15 protein-coding genes are annotated in these 18,651 nt (G+C 67.1%); 10 read left to right on the forward strand and 5 right to left on the reverse strand.

What is annotated here, in order from left to right:
- Positions 1–27 precede the first annotated feature (27 nt).
- The 4 genes from ACH0CP_RS05405 (at position 28) to phbB (ending at position 5,790) form a co-directional block, all read left to right on the forward strand.
- Positions 28–1,719, forward strand: coding sequence for a class I adenylate-forming enzyme family protein (locus ACH0CP_RS05405; protein ID WP_294444230.1), 1,692 nt, complete (start codon positions 28–30; stop codon positions 1,717–1,719).
- Positions 1,720–1,810: 91 nt separating this feature from the next.
- Positions 1,811–4,033: a xanthine dehydrogenase family protein molybdopterin-binding subunit gene (locus tag ACH0CP_RS05410; protein WP_294444229.1), complete on the forward strand. Its 2,223-nt coding sequence runs from the start codon at positions 1,811–1,813 to the stop codon at positions 4,031–4,033.
- On the forward strand, positions 4,030–5,037 hold the full coding sequence (gene hemH, locus ACH0CP_RS05415; protein ID WP_294444228.1) for a ferrochelatase: 1,008 nt from the start codon (positions 4,030–4,032) through the stop codon (positions 5,035–5,037). The genes ACH0CP_RS05410 and hemH overlap by 4 nt, the downstream gene beginning before the upstream one ends.
- A gap of 30 nt (positions 5,038–5,067) precedes the next feature.
- Complete coding sequence (phbB, locus tag ACH0CP_RS05420; RefSeq protein WP_294444227.1) at positions 5,068–5,790, forward strand: acetoacetyl-CoA reductase; 723 nt, start codon at positions 5,068–5,070, stop codon at positions 5,788–5,790.
- A 23-nt stretch (positions 5,791–5,813) separates the two neighbouring features.
- On the opposite strand, the gene ACH0CP_RS05425 is transcribed toward phbB, so the two are convergent.
- On the reverse strand, positions 5,814–6,128 hold the full coding sequence (locus ACH0CP_RS05425) for an antitoxin Xre/MbcA/ParS toxin-binding domain-containing protein (protein WP_294444226.1): 315 nt from the start codon (positions 6,126–6,128) through the stop codon (positions 5,814–5,816).
- A gap of 315 nt (positions 6,129–6,443) precedes the next feature.
- On the opposite strand from ACH0CP_RS05425, the gene ACH0CP_RS05430 reads away from it, so the two are divergent.
- A complete protein-coding gene (locus ACH0CP_RS05430) occupies positions 6,444–9,191 on the forward strand; it encodes a [protein-PII] uridylyltransferase (protein WP_294444225.1) in 2,748 nt (915 codons plus the stop codon).
- Between the two features lie 18 nt (positions 9,192–9,209).
- Positions 9,210–9,593 (forward strand): VOC family protein, encoded by a 384-nt coding sequence (locus ACH0CP_RS05435; protein WP_294444224.1) that lies wholly within the window; start codon positions 9,210–9,212, stop codon positions 9,591–9,593.
- 9 nt (positions 9,594–9,602) lie between these two features.
- On the opposite strand, the gene ACH0CP_RS05440 is transcribed toward ACH0CP_RS05435, so the two are convergent.
- Positions 9,603–10,304 (reverse strand): arylesterase, encoded by a 702-nt coding sequence (locus tag ACH0CP_RS05440; protein WP_294444223.1) that lies wholly within the window; start codon positions 10,302–10,304, stop codon positions 9,603–9,605.
- A 21-nt stretch (positions 10,305–10,325) separates the two neighbouring features.
- Here ACH0CP_RS05440 and ACH0CP_RS05445 point away from each other — a divergent pair, with 21 nt between their 5' ends.
- Entirely contained in the window at positions 10,326–11,021 is a 696-nt protein-coding gene (locus tag ACH0CP_RS05445) for an ABC transporter ATP-binding protein (RefSeq protein ID WP_294444222.1), read from the forward strand.
- On the forward strand, positions 11,018–13,537 hold the full coding sequence (locus ACH0CP_RS05450) for an ABC transporter permease (protein WP_406888350.1): 2,520 nt from the start codon (positions 11,018–11,020) through the stop codon (positions 13,535–13,537). The genes ACH0CP_RS05445 and ACH0CP_RS05450 overlap by 4 nt, the downstream gene beginning before the upstream one ends.
- A 77-nt stretch (positions 13,538–13,614) precedes the next feature.
- Here the strand turns inward: ACH0CP_RS05450 and ACH0CP_RS05455 are convergent, their stop codons facing one another.
- The 3 genes from ACH0CP_RS05455 to murI form a co-directional block, all read right to left on the reverse strand.
- Entirely contained in the window at positions 13,615–14,484 is an 870-nt protein-coding gene (locus ACH0CP_RS05455) for a 3-hydroxybutyryl-CoA dehydrogenase (RefSeq protein ID WP_294444220.1), read from the reverse strand.
- 214 nt (positions 14,485–14,698) lie between these two features.
- Complete coding sequence (hemA, locus tag ACH0CP_RS05460; protein ID WP_294444237.1) at positions 14,699–15,943, reverse strand: 5-aminolevulinate synthase; 1,245 nt, start codon at positions 15,941–15,943, stop codon at positions 14,699–14,701.
- 115 nt (positions 15,944–16,058) lie between these two features.
- Positions 16,059–16,847: a glutamate racemase gene (gene murI / locus ACH0CP_RS05465; RefSeq protein ID WP_294441927.1), complete on the reverse strand. Its 789-nt coding sequence runs from the start codon at positions 16,845–16,847 to the stop codon at positions 16,059–16,061.
- A 116-nt stretch (positions 16,848–16,963) separates the two neighbouring features.
- Between murI and plsY the strand changes: the two genes are divergently transcribed.
- Together plsY and dprA are read left to right on the forward strand one after the other, a co-directional pair.
- On the forward strand, positions 16,964–17,548 hold the full coding sequence (plsY, locus tag ACH0CP_RS05470) for a glycerol-3-phosphate 1-O-acyltransferase PlsY (RefSeq protein WP_294441935.1): 585 nt from the start codon (positions 16,964–16,966) through the stop codon (positions 17,546–17,548).
- Positions 17,541–18,635 carry a DNA-processing protein DprA gene (dprA, locus tag ACH0CP_RS05475; RefSeq protein WP_294441926.1) on the forward strand — a complete coding sequence of 365 codons (1,095 nt, stop codon included), beginning with the start codon at positions 17,541–17,543 and terminating at the stop codon, positions 18,633–18,635. The genes plsY and dprA overlap by 8 nt, the downstream gene beginning before the upstream one ends.
- The last annotated feature ends 16 nt before the right edge of the window (positions 18,636–18,651 follow it).

An 18,651-nucleotide genomic window follows, 5' to 3' on the forward strand; every position in this document is an offset into this window, starting at 1 on the left:
CAGACGAAAGCGTAGCGGAGAGACTGAATGAAGACCGAGCTCGATCTCAAGATGGACGCAATCATGGCCGCGATGACGGCGGAAGGCGGCCCGCTTGCGCTCGGATCAGTCGAACGGTTCGGGCAGAAGCTGCCGATCATCGCTGCCGCTCCGCCGACGCTGAACGCCTATTTCGCGCATTATTGCGCGCAGTTTAAGGACACCGAGTTCCTGGTTGCGGGCGACGAGCGGCTGACGTTCGGCGACGTGCATGCCAAGGCGACCCAGGTCGCGATGGCGCTGGTGAGCGGGTTCGGCGTGAAGAAGGGTGACCGCGTCGGCATCGCGGCACGCAACTCGCCGTCGTGGATCGTCATCTACATGGGCGTGCTGATGGCAGGCGGCGTGGCGACGCTGCTGAACGGCTGGTGGCAGGCGGAAGAGCTGCAGGCTGGCGTCGAGGACGTCGGCTGCACCCTGGTCTTCGCCGATCCGCCGCGCTGCAAGCGGCTGGCCGCGATCGACGGCCTGCGCGCCAAGGTGGTGGAGTTCGACGATCTTCAGCCGCTGGACACCGCGCTGGAGACGATCCTGCGTTCCGGCGGTGAGGCCGAACTGCCGGAAGTGGGCCCTGACGACAACGCGACGATCCTGTTCACCTCGGGCTCGACCGGCCAGTCGAAGGGCGCGCTTTCGACCCATCGGCAGGTGATGCAGGGCGTATTCAACTATCTCGCGTCGGCGATGATGATGCTCGCGATCGCGGCGCAGGAAGGGCAGGCAAGCGGGCTCCAACCGTCGACGCTGCTCAACGTGCCGCTGTTCCACGTCACTGCCGAAGTGCCTGTGATGCTCCAGTCCTTCGCCATCGGCCGCAAGCTGGTGCTGATGCCGAAGTGGGACGCCGAGGAGGCGATGCGCCTCATCGAGAAGGAGAAGATCACCTATTTCGTCGGCGTGCCGCTGATGAGCTTCGAGATGCTGACGCATCCGAACCGCTCCAAGTACGACCTCTCCACCATGGCGGACATCGCCGCGGGCGGCGCACCGCGCCCGGTGGAGCACGTCAAGCGCATCGACCAGGAAATGGAGGGTGCGCCGCTGATCGGCTATGGCCTGACCGAGACGAACGGCATCGGCACGGGTAACTGGCGGACGAACTATATCGCCAAGCCGAACTCGGCCGGTCGCGCATCGATGCCGCTGGTCGATCTCGCGATCCTCGACGATGCGGGCAAGCCGGTGCCCCGGGGCGAGCGCGGCGAAGTCGCGATCCGCTCGGTCGCGAACTTCCAGGAATATTGGGGCAAGCCGGAAGCGACGGCCGACTGCTTCACGGCCGACGGTTACTTCCGCACCGGTGACATCGGCTATCTCGATGAGGACGGCTATCTCTTCATCGTCGATCGCAAGAAGGACATCATCATCCGTGGCGGCGAGAATATCAGCTGCCAGGAAGTGGAAGCCGCTTTCTACCATCATCCCGATGTTGCCGAGGCGGCCGTGTTCGGCCTGCCGGACGAGAAATATGGCGAGGTGCCGGGCGCGGTGGTCTATCTGCGCCAGCGCGGCGCCGTCGCCGAGGATGATCTGATCGCCTTCCTTCACCAGCACATCGCCGCCTTCAAGGTGCCGGCGAAGATCTGGCTGTCGGACGATCCGCTGCCGCGCCTTGGCACCGAGAAGATCGACAAGGTATCGCTGCGCAAGAAGTACCGCGCCCTCGCCGCAGCGATCTGATCGCAGCCTTTCAGTTCCCGTCGGCGCCAATCGGCGAGCGACGGGGGCGATTGGTGTAATCGATACCAATAAAGTGACGGCGGCCTGATCCATGGCTAAGCCCGCGGCGATGGTTTCACGCCGCTCATTTCTGGTGGCCGGGGGTGCCGGGCTGGGATTGGCCGTGGCCTGGGCGGCATGGCCACGGCACTACGTGGTCGACCTGGCCCCTGGGCTGCATGAGACGCCGCTGGGCGGTTGGCTCAAGATCGCGGACAGCGGACAGATCACGGTCGCCGTGCCGCAGACAGAGCATGGCCAGGGCGTCTATACCACCTTGCCGCAGATCCTGGCGGATGAGCTCGGCGCCGACTGGCGCACCATTGGCGTCGAGGCGGCGCTGCCGAGCCCGATCTACGCCAACCCGCTGGCGGCGCAGGCGCTGTTCGGCCTCGGCCGGGTGCCCGGCGCGATGCGCCGCGAGCATTGGGTGCGATCGGCAATGATGCTGACCGCGGGATCCACCGCCATCCGCATGTTCGAGGCGAGCCTGCGGGAAGCTGGCGCCGCAGCGCGGGTGCTGCTCGCGAAGGCAGCGGCGGCGCGCTGGGGAATCGATTGGGAAGAGTGCGAAACGCGCGACGGCTTCGTTGTTGCGGGCGAGCGCCGCTTGCGCTTCGGTGAGCTGGCGTCGGAAGCCGCAGCGGGCGACTTGCCGACGGACCTGCCGCTACGTGTTGGCGACGAGGGGCGGCTGAGTGGGCGCGATCTGCCGCGTCTCGACGCGCCGGCCAAGGTCGACGGCTCGGCCAATTTCGCGGCCGACGTGCGGCTGCCCGACATGGTCTTCGCCAGCATCGCGCAGGGACCGGCTGGCGGCGCGAGCCGGTTGGTGCGTGCTGACAAGGCGGCAGCCGATCGTGTTCGCGGCGTGGTGGCAGTGATCGAGAACCCTCGCTGGATCGCGGCGGTGGCCAACAATTGGTGGGCAGCGAACCAGGCGATCGCGGCGCTAGCACCGCGCTTCGAGACGCGCGGCGCGCTGACCGATGATCGTACCATCACAAGCGCGCTGGACGCAGCCTTGAACGCCGAAGGATTGAGGCACGCCGCATCGGGGAACGTCGAGGAAGCACTCCGCGGCAGTCTGGGGCAGGCGGATTATGCCGTTGGGCTTGGGGTTCATGCCGCGCTTGAGCCACCGACGGCGACCGCCTGGTGGCATGGCGACCGACTGGAATTGTGGATCCCGACGCAGGCGCCGACCGCGGCGCGCGCGGCCGCCGCGCGCGCGATCGGCGTGCGGGAGCGCGACGTGACGATCCACCCGATGCTGGCAGGAGGGTCGTTTGGCCAGGCGCTGGAGGTCGACGCGGGGGAGCAAGCGGCTATCCTAGCCGTGACCCTGAAGCGCCCGGTGCAGCTGACCTGGTCCCGGCGGGAGGCGATCGTGCACGATCGATTCGGCGCGCCAGCCAAGGCACGTATGATCGCGCGGCTATCCGGAGACGGGCGGATCCTTGGTTGGCAGGCGAAAGTCGCGACGCCAGCGACCGGGGCGGCCCTGGCAGCAAGACTGGTGCCCGCGGACCCGCTGATGAGCGCGGCCTCGCTGCTGCCAACCGCGGCTGATCACTATGCCATGTCCGGCGCGGTGCCGCCGTATCGGTTGCCCGCAATGGCGGTGGATCATCACCCCGCCACGATTGGTCTTCCGGTTGGTCACCTTCGGGGCGGCGCAGACCGGGCTAACGTCTTCTTCACCGAAAGCTTCATCGACGAACTCGCGCGGCGCGCAGGCGCGGAGCCGATGTCGTTCCGGATTGGTATGCTCGGCCATGATGCGAGGCTTGTCCGCTGCCTTACCACTGCAGCGTCGCTGGGGGGGTGGGACGGCGGCCGAGCGGGAAGCGCGCAGGGGCTGGCCTGCCATGCCATGGCGGGAAGCGTGATCGCGCTGCTTGCCGAGGCGCAGTTCGACGGTGCCGGACGGCCGCGGGTCGACCGGATCGTCGCCGCTGTCGATTGCGGGCGAGCGATCAATCCTGACATCGTTCGCCAGCAGATCGAGGGCGGGATCGTCTTCGGCGTTGCCCTTGCGACTGGTGCGGCGCCCGAGTTCACCGCCGGAATCGCTGCGCAGCGGCGATTGGGCGACCTGCGGCTGCCGCGCCTCGTCGACACGCCGGAGATCAGCGTGGAGCTTATCCCCAGCACGGCGGACCCTGGCGGCGTCAGCGATCTTGCCGTGCCCGTCGTTGCGCCCGCCATCGCCAACGCCTTGTTCGCTGCGACGGGCAACCGGCTTCGCCACCTTCCGTTTGGGACGTCATGACCAAGCCTGCCGATCATCCCGTTATCCCGAAGCCCCGTATCGGCGTGCTGCTGATCAATCTCGGCACACCTGACGCGCCTGATCCGCCGGCGGTGCGGCGGTACCTGGCGGAGTTCTTGTCCGACCCGCGGGTGGTGGAGATCCCGAAGTTCATCTGGCAGCCGATCCTGCGCGGCGCGGTGCTGACGACGCGGCCGAAGAAATCCGCCCACGCCTATTCGCAGGTGTGGCGCGAGGACGGCTCCCCGCTGGCGGCGATTACGCGTGCACAGGCAAAGGCGCTGGAGGGGGCGTTCGGGCCGAACGTCATGGTGGATTACGCCATGCGCTATGGACGCCCGGCGATCGGCGACCGGGTGCAGGCGCTAAAGGACGCAGGCTGCGAGCGCATCCTGTTGGCGCCGCTCTATCCGCAATATTCCGCTGCCACGACGGCAACCGCGAACGACCGAGCATTCGCGAAGCTGGCGATGATGCGCTGGCAGCCGGCGATCCGCACGCTGCCACCCTATCACGACGATCCCGCTTACATCAACGCACTGAAGACGTCGGTGGAGGGAGGCATCGCGACGCTCGACTTCGTCCCCGACGCGCTGATCGCAAGCTTTCACGGCATGCCACTGCGCACACTGCAGCTTGGCGATCCCTATCACTGCCAGTGCCAGAAGACTGCGCGGTTGCTCGGCGAAGCGCTGGGTCGCGAGGTGGCGATCACCTTCCAGTCCCGCTTTGGCCGCGCCAAATGGCTGGAGCCGGCGACGGACACGGTTCTTGCCGCCCTGCCGGGGAAGGGCCTGCGCAAGGTCGCCATCGTCGCGCCTGGTTTTTCCGCCGACTGCCTCGAGACGCTGGAGGAGCTCGCCATTCGCGGCCGCGAGACGTTCCTCGAGGCGGGCGGTACCGACTTTGCCTATCTGCCGTGTCTCAACGACAGCCCGGAAGGCATCACTTTGTTGCGCACGGTAATCGCACGGGAACTTGAAGGCTGGGTGCGTCTTCCGTAGCCTCGCCGGGTTCATCGAGGGAGGGCGACAATGGCACGGGTGGCGATCGTCACAGGCGGCACGCGCGGAATCGGCGAGGCCGTCAGCCTTGCGCTTGAGGACATGGGCATGGTCGTCGCCGCCAATTATTGCGGCAACGATGAGCGCGCAGCGGATTTCACCAGCCGCACCGGAATCAAGGCCTATAAATGGGATGTCGCCGATTTCGACGCCTGCCAGGCGGGGGTCGCCCGGGTCGTGGCCGAGCTTGGCCCCGTCGACGTGCTGGTGAACAATGCGGGCATCACCCGTGACGGCACGATCATGAAGATGACGTACCAGATGTGGAAGGACGTGATCGACACAAACCTTGGCGGCTGTTTCAACATGGCGAAGGCAGTGTTCCCCGGCATGCGCGAGCGTGGCTGGGGCCGGATCGTCAACATCGGTTCGATCAACGGCCAGGCGGGCCAATACGGCCAGGTGAACTACGCGGCAGCCAAGAGCGGCATCCACGGCTTCACCAAGGCCCTGTCACAGGAAGGCGCGCGCGCCGGCGTGACGGTGAATGCGATCGCGCCGGGCTACGTCGATACCGACATGGTCGCCGCAGTGCCGCCGGAGGTGCTCGACAAGATCGTCGCCAAGATCCCCGTCGGACGCCTCGGCCAGGCACACGAGATCGCGCGGGGCGTAGCCTTCCTATGCTCCGAAGAGGGCGGGTTCATCACGGGCTCGACGCTCTCGATCAACGGTGGGCAGCACATGTACTGACGAGGTCTGCCGGCGGTGCCCAGTCAGGCCGCAGCGTGCCGGTTGATCGCGTCTTCCACAGCCAGCATGCCGTCGGCGCTTTGCGTTGCAATGTCTAGCGGTCGGCCGCCAAGCGTATCGTGCGGCTCGTTGAGAAAAGCGCGCGCCGCATCCCGGCCGAGCACTTCGAAGGCGAGGCGGACGGCGCGACCCTGGCGATCCGCTTCATCGGCGGACAGTTTCGACTTAACGGCGGCGGGGCGGAATTGCCGGCGCCGCAGCATCGGCTTCCGGTCTTCTGTCGGCTCGATCGGTGCTGCTTCGGCAGACGTAGCGATGTCGGTCGTTTCGGCGCTCAAAACGCAATCTCCCGCAGCGGGTTGGTAGCACCAGACGAAGCCTGCAGCCCTGCGATCTGTGCGGCGTAGCCGCGTGTCAGCCCGGCGTTGACACGCCGCGCCTCAGGAGTAGCGGCGTGCGCCGTTCGGATCAGCGACACTTGGTGCCGCGCGAGAAGTTGATTGAGATCGATGATCGTGGCTCCCGTGGCGTAAGCGGGAGCACGCAAGTCTCTCAGCCGCCAGCGCCTACGGAGCGGAACTGCTGACGATCGTTCCGATATAGGAACGAAACCGCGCATTCCAAGTGACTGCGCTTTGCCGTACCGCAAGGCCATGAGCTCGCGTTTCGAAAACCTGCCGAACCGCCGCGCGATCGTCGATCGGCGCGCTCTTGCCGAGGCCATCGCCGCGCTGGAGATCGACGATCCGGCACTGCTCCGCCGCACCGCGACCGCGATGCTGAAGGACGCGCTGGATGCAGGCCGCAATGAGATCGCGCGGCGACTTGCGGAGCGGCCGTCGCGCGGGTTGGAGGCAGCGAATGCGCAGGCCTTCCTGGTCGATCAGCTGCTGCACATCCTGCTCGATCTGGTGACCCGGCGGCTTTACCCGCTCAGCAACCCGACCGGCGGCGAGCGGCTCGTGCTGGTCGCGGTGGGCGGATACGGACGGGGCGAGATGGCGCCGTTCTCGGACGTCGACATCGGGTTCCTGACTCCCTGGAAGCAGACGCCCTGGGCCGAGCAGGTCATCGAATCGACGCTTTACGCCTTGTGGGACCTCGGCCTGAAGGTCGGCCATTCATCGCGCTCGCTTGACGAGATGGTGCGCCAGGCGAAGGCAGACGTGACGATCCGCACCGCGCTTCTGGAAGGCCGGCTCGTCTGGGGAGATGCGGCGCTGTACGAAGAGGCGATGGCCCGCTTCAAGGCGGAGGTGACGCAAGGGACCGAGCGCCAGTTCATCGCCGACAAATTGGCTGAGCGGAATGCACGGCACCTGAAGATGGGCGACACGCGCTATGTCGTCGAGCCCAACGTGAAGGAAGGGAAGGGCGGTCTGCGCGATCTCCACGCGCTCTTCTGGATCGGGAAGTACGTTTATGACGTGGAGCGCGCCGGGCAACTCGTCACCGTGGGGCTGTTCACCGCGTCCGAGTATCGGCTGTTCCACCGCGCCGACAATTTTCTTTGGGCGGTCCGCTGCCACCTGCATCTCGCCGCAGGGCGGGCGGAGGACCGGCTGACCTTCGACATGCAGCGCGAGATCGCGGAGCGGATGCGCTTTTCCGACCGTCCCGGGAAGGCGGCGGTTGAGCGATTCATGCAATATTACTTCCTGCAGGCGAAGACGGTCGGCGCGCTGACCGGCGTCTTCCTGGCGCATCTCGACGAACAATTTGCAGCCCGCGGGCGCCGCTTCGGCCTGCCGCGACTGCGGCGGCGGCCGACCAAGCTCAACGGCTTCGTGCTCGATCGCGGCCGCCTAGCGCTGCCGCACGACAATTTCTTCGCGGAAGATCCCGTGCGGCTGATCGAGATCTTCCAGCTGGCGGACCTTCACTGTGTCGAGATCCATCCGCTCGCCGCGCGCGCGGCAACGCGTGATGCCAAGCTGGTCGACGAGGTGCGCACCGACCCGCGCGCCAACGCGCTGTTCCTCGACGTGCTCACCAGCCCGCGCGATCCGGAGCTGGTGCTGCGCTGGATGAACGAGACGGGCGTTTTCGGTCGCTTCGTGCCCGATTTCGGCCGCGTCGTCGCGCAGATGCAGTTCGACATGTACCACCATTATACGGTCGATGAGCACACGATCCGGGCGATCGGCCTGTTGTCGCGTATCGAGCGCGGCGAATTGATGGCGGACCATCCGCTCGCCACCGCGATCCTGGGCCAGATCCTGTCGCGCCGGGTGCTGTATGTCGCGGTGCTGCTGCACGACATCGCCAAGGGGCGCGGCGGCGATCATTCGGTGCTCGGTGCGGCGGTAGCGGAGCGGCTTTGCCCGCGGTTCGGCCTGACCCCGGCAGAGACGGAGACGGTGGCCTGGCTTATCCGGTACCACCTGCTGATGTCGGCGACGGCGTTCAAGCGCGACCTTTCCGACTTCAAGACGGTCCTCGATTTCACCGCCATCGTGCAATCGCCCGAGCGGCTCCGCCTGCTGCTGGTGCTGACGATCGTCGATATTCGCGCGGTGGGGCCGGGCACATGGAACGGGTGGAAGCGGCAGCTGCTCGGCGATCTGTTCGAAGCGGCGGAGGAAGTGCTTCGCCTTGGCCACAAGCAGAAGGGGAGGAGCGAGCGGATCGCGGCCAAGCAGGCGAACCTCGCCGCTGCGATGGAATGGGATGAGGAGACGCTCGCCCGCTATGTCCGCCGTTTCCCGGAAGCCTATTGGATCGCCGAACCGGATGATGTGCTGGCGCACAACGCCCGCTTCATCACGCGCGCTGGCGATGCGCAGCTGCGGATCGATGCGCAGGTCTATGCGCAGCGCGGCGCGACGCTGGTAACCGTCTATGCCGCCGACCATCCCGGCATCTTCTATCGCATCGCCGGCGCCATCCATGTTGCCGGCGGCAACATCATCGATGCGCGGATCCACACCACGCGGGACGGCATGGCGTTGGACAACTTCCTCGTGCAGGATCCCTATGGGCGCCCGTTCGACGAGGAGGAGCAGCTCGGCCGGCTGCGTGCCGCGATCGAGGATGCACTCGCCAATCGCGGCCAGCTGGTCGAGCGGCTGAAGGCGAAACCGCTGCCGCGCACCCGCGCCGACGCCTTCCGGATCGAGCCCAACGTACTGGTCGACAACAAGGCGTCCAACCGGTTCACCGTGGTGGAGGTGAATGCGCGCGATCGCCCGGCGCTGCTCAACCAGCTGGCCCATGCGCTGTTCCAGTCGAAGGTGACGATCCATTCGGCGCATGTCGCGACCTACGGTGAGCGCGCGGTCGATACCTTCTACATCACCGACCTGACGGGTGATAAGATCGCCGCCGGGCCGCGGCTGAAGGCGCTGGAAAAGCGGCTGCTGGATGCGGCGGCCGGGCGCGCGCTGGAGTTGGCTGCCTGACGCCAGAAGGAGGACCGGATGCCGGTGATGGGAATGGGCGGGTTGTTCTTCCGCGCGCAGGATCCCGATGCGCTATCAGAATGGTACCGCCAGCATCTGGGCGTCGGTGCGGGCTGTGACGCGACCGGGGAAGGCGCGGCTGACGAATGGTATTGGCAGGTGCAGGGCGGCCCGATGGTGTTCGCGCCGTTCAAAGCGAGCACCGATTACTTCCCCGCCGACAAGGCCTTCATGATCAACCTTCGGGTGCGGGATCTGGCCGGGATGATCGCGCAGCTTGAGGCAAGCGCGATCGGCGTGGAGACGCGGCCGGAGTGGGATTCGGTGGAGACCGGCCGCTTCGCGCGGATCCACGATCCCGAAGGCAATGCGATCGAATTGTGGGAGCCGCCCGCCGCCTGAGCGGCTGCGTTATTCGAGTGCGGCGGAAACCATGGGTTCGACCTTGGCCACGACTGTCTTCACACCCTGCGGATTGGGGTGGATGCCGTCTCCCAGCAGCAACGACTGGTTGGTGATCACGCCATCGAGGAAGAAGGGATAAAGCGGCGCGCCATATTTCTTCGCCAGATCAGGATAGATGCCGTTGAAGCTCGCCGCATAGTCCGCGCCCATGTTGGGCGCCGCGACCATGCCGGTCAGCATCACGGGTATTCCGCGCTTCTTCAACTCCGCGAGGATCGCCTCGAGGTTCTCGCGCGTGCGCGAAGGCTCGAGGCCGCGCAGCATGTCGTTCGCGCCGAGGCCGACGATCACGAGGTCCGGTTTGCGCGACAGACCGTCGAGCACGAAGGCCAAGCGCCCACGCCCGCCTGCGCTGGTGTCGCCGGAGACGCCGGCGTTAACGACCTGCGCTGCAATGCCGCGGCCCTTCAATGCGCGTTCCAGCACCGGTGCAAAGCCTTCACCGGGCGCCAGATTGTAGCCGGCGTAGAGGCTGTCGCCGAATGCCACGACCAGCTTGGTCTCGCCCGTTTCCGCAGCCCGCGTGGCGGGCGCGCTTGCTGTCGCATTGGCGCTGTTAAGCGTGACGGACGCGTCGTCTGTGGGTTGGCTGCAACCCGCCCCTAGGTGGACAAGCGCGAGCGCTGCTACCACATGTTGCGTCGCCATCTTCAAGGAGCGTCCCCTCTCATGTCTTCACCGGACGCTTCTATCGCGGTCCGCGCGCGCGATGTCACGCTGATGCTGGGGAGCCGCTCGGCGCCAGTCTCCGTGCTGAAAGGCGTCGATCTCGACATTGTTGCGGGCGAGAGCCTCGCGATCCTGGGCGCATCGGGATCGGGCAAATCGTCGCTGATGGCGGTGCTTTCCGGGTTGGAGCGGGCGAGCGGCGGGAGCGTGAGCGTCGGCGGGGTGGATTTCGGCAGCCTCGACGAGGACGGGCTGGCGAAGGCCCGACGGGGGCGGATCGGCATCGTGCTGCAGGCTTTTCACCTGCTGCCGACGATGACGGCGCTGGAGAATGTCGCCGTTCCGCTGGAGCTGGACGGCGCCGACGACCCGTTTACCCGTGCTGCAGCCGAGCTGGAAGCGGTAGGCCTTGGCCACCGAATGGATCATTATCCGGCACAACTGTCCGGCGGTGAGCAGCAACGGGTGGCGATTGCACGCGCCGTAGCACCCCGTCCCGCGATCCTGTTCGCCGACGAGCCGACCGGCAATCTCGACGCAAGCACCGGCGCGTCGGTGATCAAGCTGTTGTTCGATCGCCAGCGCGCGGCCGGGGCGACGCTGCTGATCATCACGCACGACCCGGCGCTCGCCGAGCGATGCGAGCGGGTGATCGAGATGCGTGACGGGCGGATCATCGGGGAGCGGCGCGCTTGAACGCGCTACGCTGGGGCGCGGCATGGCGTATCGCGCGGCGCGATCTTCATGCCGGGTTCCGTGGGCTAAGGCTGCTGTTCGTCTGCCTGTTCCTGGGCGTGGCGACGTTGGCCGCCATCGGCAGCCTGACGGCGTCTATCACGCAGGAGCTGGCGGCGCGCGGCCGCACCTTGCTGGGTGGTGACATCGAGATCGCGATGATGCAGCGCGAGATCGGGCCGCGCATCGCTGAGCTGCGCCGGCTGGGCATCGTGAGCGAGACGATCCGGCTGCGGGCCATGGCGCGCGCGCTGGGCGGGCAGCGCGGCAATGCGCGCGAGGCGGTGCTGACCGAGTTGAAGGGCGTTGATCGCGCCTATCCCTTGTACGGCACGCTGACGCTGAAGCAGGGCCGTTATGCGCCGCTAGATCCCGACAAGGTGGTGATCGGAGAAGCGCTGGCGGATCGGCTCGCGATCGGGCCGGGCGCGCGCCTGCGTTATGGCGAGGCGGATTTCACGGTCTCCGGCATCATCGGCGACGAGCCCGATCGCGTGGGTGAAGGCTTCACGCTCGGGCCAGTCGCGATCGTTTCGATGGAAGGGTTGCGGCGCACCGGACTGATCCAGCCCGGCAGTCTCTACGACAGCAAGTATCGCGTACGGCTGCCCGCCGGGAGCGATGCGCCTGCGCTCCGGGAGCAACTGGAGAAAGCCAATGCGCCGCTTGGCTGGTCGTTGAAGGATCACACGCGTGCGGCGCCCGGCGCCAATCGCTTCTTCGAGCGGATGGGGCAGTTCCTGTCGCTGATCGGGCTTGCCGCGCTGGTAATTGCGGGGATCGGCGTCAGCAACGGCGTCTCCTCCTATATAGCGCAGAAGCGCAGTGCGATCGCGACGCTGAAGGTGCTTGGCGCCAGCGGTGGCGATATTGCGCGGATCTACCTGCTGCAGATCGCGGCGGTCGGCGCGCTGGCAATCACGCTCGGGTTGATCGTCGGTGCGCTGGTGCCGCCGGGGATCGTCGCGGCGCTGGGGGACGTGCTGCCGGTGCGCCCCGGCTTCGCGATCCATCCCCTGCCGCTGGCGACGAGCGCGATCTACGGCGTGCTGATCGCGCTGGCCTTCACGCTGCCGCCGCTGGCGCGTGCGCGGACCCAGCCAGCGGCAGCGATCTTCAGGGCGCTGGTCGATCCGCGGCTGACGATCGACCGGCGGACGGCCCTGTGGGTGGCAGGGGCGGCAGCCGCTCTGATCGCGGTGGCATTGGGCACGTCGCGCGAGCCGTTGTTCTCGGCGGCCGTGCTCGGCGCAGTCGCCGGGGTGCTTCTGCTGCTGCTCGCGCTCGGCTGGGGTGTCTCGCGGCTCGCGCGGCGCTTGCCGCGCCCGCGTCGCCCGCTGTTCCGCCTTGCGCTCGGCAATCTCCATCGCCCGGGGGCGCAGACGAGCGCGCTGGTGGTGGCGCTTGGGCTGGCGCTGACCCTGTTCGTAACGCTGGCGGGCATCCAGACCAGCCTTGCGGCTGAGATCGAGCGGACGGTGCCGAAGAAGGCGCCGAACCTGTTCGTCCTCGACGTGCCCTCTGCGGATGCGCAGCGCTTCCGCGCTTTGGTGGACGAAACCGCGCCTGGCGCCGCGCTGAATGTCGTGCCCGCATTGCGCGCAACGATCGTCGCCTATGGCAAGCAGCGGGTGGCCGATCTGAAGGAAGTGCCCGAAGGCGCGTGGTTCCTCGGCCGTGAGCGCGGGGCGACCTATAGCGACGTGCTGCCAGAGGGGAGCGATCTGGTCGCCGGCCAATGGTGGCCGAAGGATTATGCCGGCCCGCCGCTCGTCTCGCTGGATGCTGAGGCGGCGAAGGTGCTGAACATCGGTGTCGGAGACACGCTGACAGTGAGCGTGCTGGGGCGCGAGACCGAGGCGCGGATCGCTTCGCTGCGCAAGATCAACTGGGACACGATGGGCTTCAACTACATCATGGTGTTCTCCCCCAACACGCTGGCCGCGGCGCCGCACAGCGTGACGGCGACGATCACCATGGACAAGGCGAGCGAGGGGCCGGTCACGCGGGCGCTGCTTGGCGCCTTTCCGGGCGCATCGGTGATCGCGGTGAGTGAGGTGATCGGGCAGGTGAGCTCGATCCTCGACCAGATGGCGCAAGCGATCGTGGCTGCAGCCTCGATCGCGATCCTGGCGGGGATCGCGGTGCTGGTGGGCGCGATCGCCGCGTCGCGCCAGTCACGCGCTTATGACAGCGTGATCCTGAAGACGCTCGGGGCGACGCGCTGGCAGGTGCTCGGCACGCAGGCGCTGGAATATGGTCTGCTGGCCGCGATCCTTGCGCTGGTTTCGTTGCTGCTGGGGATGACGGCGGCGTGGTTCGTGATCGTGCAGGTGTTCGATTTCGGTTGGGCGCCCGATTGGACCCGGGTGCTGGCGACATTGAGCGGCGGGGCGTTGCTGACGCTGGGGATCGGGCTTGCCGGTTCGCTGCCGTTGATGGCGCTGCGGCCTGCGCGGGCGCTCAGGACATTGTGAGGGGCGCTGAAGGCTCGATTGGAGGGCAGGCTTCACCCGAACCCCTCTCCTGACGGAGAGGGGCTTTATCGTGGATGTCAGCGGGTCGGGAAGGGCGTGTCGCCGCTATAGTCGTAGAAGCCGCGCTTGGTTTTCTTCCCGTACCAACCGGCCTCGACGTATTTCACCAGCAGCGGGGCGGGGCGGAACTTGGGATCGCCCGTGGTCTCGAATAATACGCGGGTGATTTCGAGGCAGGTGTCGAGCCCGATGAAGTCGGCCAGCGTCAGCGGCCCCATCGGGTGGTTGAGGCCCAATTGGCAGGCAAGGTCGATGTCGCGGACCGTCGCGACGCCCTCGCCCAGTGCGAAGCAGGCCTCGTTCAGCATCGGCATCAGGATGCGATTGACGATGAAACCCGGCGCGTCATTGGCGTGGACCACCGCCTTGCCGAGGGCGGTGGCATAGGTCTCGACCGTCTTCACCGTCTCGTCGGCGGTAGCGAGGCCGCGGATCACCTCGATCAGGCCCATGACGGGCACCGGATTGAAGAAATGCACGCCGATGAAGCGCGCCGGATCGGGCGAGGCCTGCGCCAGCCGGGTGATCGGGATCGACGAGGTGTTGGAGGCGAGGATCGCCTGATGGCCGAGCACCGTGCCGGCCTGCGCGAAGATCGCGCGCTTCACCTCCTCGCGCTCGGTCGCCGCTTCGATGACGAGGCTGCAGGATGACATGCCCTGGACGCCCTCGATCGGTTCGATCCGCGCCAGCGCCTGATCACGTGCCTGCGGATCGATCTTGCCCTTCTCGACCGCTCGATCGAGCTGCCGGGCGATGCCGGCCTTGCCCGCTTCCGCGCGTGCCTTGTCGACGTCGGTCAAAAGCACGCGATAGCCGGCCTGGGCGGAAACCTGTGCGATCCCCGCACCCATCTGCCCTGCGCCGATGATGCCGACTGCCTGCATGATTGTCTTCCCTTGTTCGAACTCACGAGCGGAGCGCTCTAGCCGGTTCGAGTTCGGATTGTCGAAGCGGAATGGCGCTCGGCGCCTCCCCTTTCGTCATGCTGAACTCGTTTCAGCATCCATGGTTGGGCTTGACCCGCGGCGGCTGAGTGCGCGGCACGGTGGATGCTGGGAGTATGGGGGAGCGCCGCGCTCTCCGCACGCGGAAAAGCGCTTACGCGGCCTTGCGCAGCTCCAGGCGATCCCAGATCTCGACCAGGGCGTCGGTCAGTTCCTGCATCATCGCTTCGCTGTGCGCCGGGCCGGGCGTGAAGCGCAGCCGTTCAGTGCCGCGCGGCACGGTCGGGTAATTGATCGGCTGAACGTAGATGCCGTATTCGGCGAGCAGCACGTCGCTGATCTTCTTCGCCTTCACCGGATCGCCGACCATCACCGGCACGATGTGCGTGTCCCCCACCATCACCGGCAGCCCGGCCTCGGTCATCATCGCCTTCAGCCGGCGGGCAGCAGCCTGCTGGCCCTCGCGCTCGACCGAGGAGCTCTTGAGGTGGCGCACGCTTGCTAGCACGCCGGCGACCAACACGGGCGAGAGCGAGGTGGTGAAGATGAAGCCGGGGGCATAGCTGCGGATGACGTCGATGATCGTCTTGTCCGCGGCGATATAGCCGCCCATCACGCCGAAGGCCTTGCCCAGCGTGCCTTCGATGATGGTCAGCCGGTGCGCGACCTCGTCACGCTCCGAGATGCCGCCGCCGCGCGCGCCGTACATGCCGACCGCGTGAACCTCGTCGAGATAGGTCAGCGCATTGTACTTGTCGGCAAGGTCGCAGATCGCCGCGATCGGGGCGACGTCGCCCTCCATCGAATAGACGCTCTCAAACGCGATCAGCTTGGGCGTCGCAGGATCGTCCGCGGCGAGCAGTTCCTCGAGATGCGCCAGATCATTGTGGCGGAACACGCGCTTCTCGCAGCCCGCGTTGCGGATGCCAGCGATCATCGAGGCGTGATTCAGTTCGTCCGAATAGATGATGCATCCCGGCAGCACCTTGGCGAGCGTCGCCAGCGTCGCCTCGTTCGAGACATAGCCCGACGTGAACAGCAGTGCGCCTTCCTTGCCGTGCAGGTCGGCGAGTTCAGCCTCCAGGTCGACATGGTAATGCGTGTTGCCGCCGATGTTGCGCGTGCCGCCGGAGCCGGCGCCGACGTCGTGCAGCGCCTCTTCCATCGCCGCGATCACCTTGGGGTGCTGGCCCATCGCGAGATAATCGTTCGAGCACCAGACGGTGATCGGCTTCGGGCCATTGTGGCCGGCGAAGCAGCGCGCGCTGGGGTAATGACCCTTGTTGCGCAGGATATCGATGAAGACGCGGTAGCGGCCTTCGGCGTGGAGACGGTCGATCGCCTGCGAAAAGGCGCGGGTGTAATCGACCGGCTTGGCCGAAAGAGCGTCGATGGACATGGGGCGCGCTTACTCTTCCCGACCCGCGGTTTCCAGCGGATTCGGGCTTTTTGAGTGATCGGCCGGGGCGCTAACTCAGATCCGCGGCTGCGGTTCCCGCTGCGCGGGCGGGTGATCAGAGCCGTTCGAGCCGGTCGAAGCCATAGCTGGCGAGCGCGCGTTCGAGGCCGGGGGCGATGTCTCCGGTAAACACCGCGAGGTCCGGCTGGGAGCGTGCGAATGTCTGCCCGCGCGTCAGATAGGCGATGCGCCGCGCAATGCCGGGGCCGCCGTCCACGAAGGTGATCGGGCGGTCGACGGCCCGGGCAAGCTCGTCGGTGAGGAGCGGGAAGTGAGTGCAGGCGAGCACCATCGTATCGATCTCGTCGGCGCCCGGTGCCGCCAGCATCGGCGCGATCGCGGTACGAACCTCGCCCGGCGAAATGGCGTCACCGCGAAGCTTCGCCTCGGCAAGGGTGACGAGTTCCGCCGAGCCGTAACGAATGACGCGGCAATCGGCGGCGAAGCGACTCGCGAGATCGTCGACATAGGCCTGGCGGACGGTGGCGGCAGTGCCGAGCACGCCGATGGTGCGGCTGCGGCTTGCTTCCGCCGCGGGCTTGATCGCAGGCACGGTGCCGACAATCGGCAGGTCGAGCGCCGCCCGCACCGCCCCGAGCGCGATGGTGGAGGCGGTGTTGCACGCGATCACGATCAGCCGCGGATCATAACGCTCGGCGAGCCGGCCGAGGAGCGCGGGCACCCGGCCGGCGATTTCCATTTCGCTGCGGATGCCATAAGGAAAGCCGGCGCTGTCAGCGACATAGACGAACCGCGCATCGGGCACGGCCGAACGGGCCGGGGCGGCGATCGACAGGCCGCCGACGCCCGAATCGAAGAACAGGATGGGGCGCGGATCGGACATGAAGCGCGCATTAGCCGCCGCATCCGGTTTGATACAGGTCAGTAGAAACGTGATGATCGTTGAGCTATCGTCATGAGCATCGGGAGGGATCGTACCTGAACACCGAGATCGTCTGGATGCCGCCCGTTGCGGCCGTTCTGCTTGGCTATCTGCTCGGCTCCATCCCGTTCGGCGTGCTGTTAACCAGATTCGGCGGCGCGGGAGACCTGCGCCAGATCGGTTCCGGCAACATCGGCGCGACCAACGTGCTGCGGACCGGTCGGAAGGGGCTGGCGGCGGCGACGCTGCTGCTCGATCTGGCCAAGGGCTGGGCGGCGGTGGTGATCGCATCGGCCATATTGCCGGACAACGAGCAGCTGGCGGCGGCTGGCGCGTTCATCGGCCACTGCTATCCGATCTGGCTGCGCTTCCGCGGCGGAAAGGGCGTGGCGACCTTCATGGGCATCGTGCTGGCGCTGCATCCGCCGCTGGGCCTGGTGTTCGCCGTGGTGTGGATCGGGATGCTTGCGCTGCTGCGTATCTCCTCGGTCGCCGGGATGACGGCGGCGGCGAGCGCGCCCGTGGGCGCCGCGGTGCTGGGGCGGTTCGATCTCGTGCCGCTGCTGTTCGCGCTGGCGCTGCTCGTGATCTGGAACCATCGCGCCAATATCGGGCGGCTGATCGAAGGGGCTGAGCCGCGCATTGGCGCGAAGCGTGGCTGATGCGGATCGCGCCGAGGATGGCCTCGATCGGCTTCGGCTGATCCGAACGCCGGGCATTGGCCCGGTCACCTATCGACAATTGCTGCGCCGCTTCGGCGATGCACGCCGTGCCATCGCGGCGGTTCCGGATCTGGCGCGGCGCGGCGGCGGACGGATGATTGCACTGGCCGATCCGGCGGTGATCAGCCGGGAGGTCGAGACCGTCGCGCGGCTGGGTGCCCGCCACCTGTTTCTTGACGATGCGGCATATCCGAGGTTGCTGGCCGAGCTCGATGACGCCCCGGCAGTGTTGACGGTGAGGGGCACCCTGCCGCCGGCCGAGCGCCCGCCGGTCGCAATCGTCGGCGCGCGAAATGCCTCGGCCGCGGCGTGCCGCTTTGCGCGCGGCATCGCCTATGACCTGGCGGCGGAAGGCGTGACGGTCGTCTCGGGCCTCGCGCGCGGGATCGATACGGCCGCGCATGTCGGTGCCGGCAGCGCGACCGTGGCGGTGATCGCAGGCGGCATCGACGTCATCTATCCGCCCGAGAACGCCGAGCTGCAGCGGCGGATTGGCGAGGAGGCGCTGCTCGTGGCGGAGATGGCGCCGGGGACGGAACCGCGCGCGCGGCACTTCCCGTATCGCAACCGGATCATCGCCGGATGGGCGCAGGGAACGCTGGTGGTGGAGGCGGCGCCCAAGTCCGGCTCGCTGATCACGGCGCGGCTGGCGAACGAGGCGGGGCGCGAGGTGATGGCGGTGCCCGGCAGCCCGCTCGATCCGCGCGCGCAAGGATGCAATCTGCTGATCCGGGAGGGCGCCACCCTGATCCAGAAGGCGGCAGACGTGATCGAACAGATCCGCCCGTTGGATGCGCGGCTGGTGCGATCGCCGCCCACTTTCTTCGAGGCTGAGCCGGCGGCCGATGCGGACGACAGCGCCCGGCGCCTGGTCACCAACCTCTTAGGCCCGGTGGCGGTCTCGATCGACGAGGTCATCCGCCAATCCGGCGTGTCGGCACCGATCGCGCAGATGGTGCTTCTGGAACTGGAGCTAGGCGGTCGGCTGGAACGCCACGCCGGCGGCCGCGTCAGCCTGCAGGGTTAACCATGATCTCGGCTGC

Origin of the sequence: Sphingomonas sp. 179-I 2A4 NHS, assembly GCF_045369135.1 — a bacterium.
In the GTDB taxonomy this organism is placed as follows: Bacteria; Pseudomonadota; Alphaproteobacteria; order Sphingomonadales; family Sphingomonadaceae; genus Sphingomonas.

Coding starts and splice junctions, on each gene's coding strand:
- ACH0CP_RS05440 (WP_294444223.1), bottom strand. CDS start 10,304: ATGGCGACGCAACATGTGGTAGCAGCGCTCGCGCTTGTCCACCTAGGG.
- ACH0CP_RS05430 (WP_294444225.1), top strand. CDS start 6,444: ATGAGCTCGCGTTTCGAAAACCTGCCGAACCGCCGCGCGATCGTCGAT.
- ACH0CP_RS05455 (WP_294444220.1), bottom strand. CDS start 14,484: ATGCAGGCAGTCGGCATCATCGGCGCAGGGCAGATGGGTGCGGGGATC.
- ACH0CP_RS05445 (WP_294444222.1), top strand. CDS start 10,326: ATGTCTTCACCGGACGCTTCTATCGCGGTCCGCGCGCGCGATGTCACG.
- hemA (WP_294444237.1), bottom strand. CDS start 15,943: ATGTCCATCGACGCTCTTTCGGCCAAGCCGGTCGATTACACCCGCGCC.
- ACH0CP_RS05435 (WP_294444224.1), top strand. CDS start 9,210: ATGCCGGTGATGGGAATGGGCGGGTTGTTCTTCCGCGCGCAGGATCCC.
- plsY (WP_294441935.1), top strand. CDS start 16,964: ATGCCGCCCGTTGCGGCCGTTCTGCTTGGCTATCTGCTCGGCTCCATC.
- murI (WP_294441927.1), bottom strand. CDS start 16,847: ATGTCCGATCCGCGCCCCATCCTGTTCTTCGATTCGGGCGTCGGCGGC.
- ACH0CP_RS05410 (WP_294444229.1), top strand. CDS start 1,811: ATGGCTAAGCCCGCGGCGATGGTTTCACGCCGCTCATTTCTGGTGGCC.
- ACH0CP_RS05405 (WP_294444230.1), top strand. CDS start 28: ATGAAGACCGAGCTCGATCTCAAGATGGACGCAATCATGGCCGCGATG.
- hemH (WP_294444228.1), top strand. CDS start 4,030: ATGACCAAGCCTGCCGATCATCCCGTTATCCCGAAGCCCCGTATCGGC.
- phbB (WP_294444227.1), top strand. CDS start 5,068: ATGGCACGGGTGGCGATCGTCACAGGCGGCACGCGCGGAATCGGCGAG.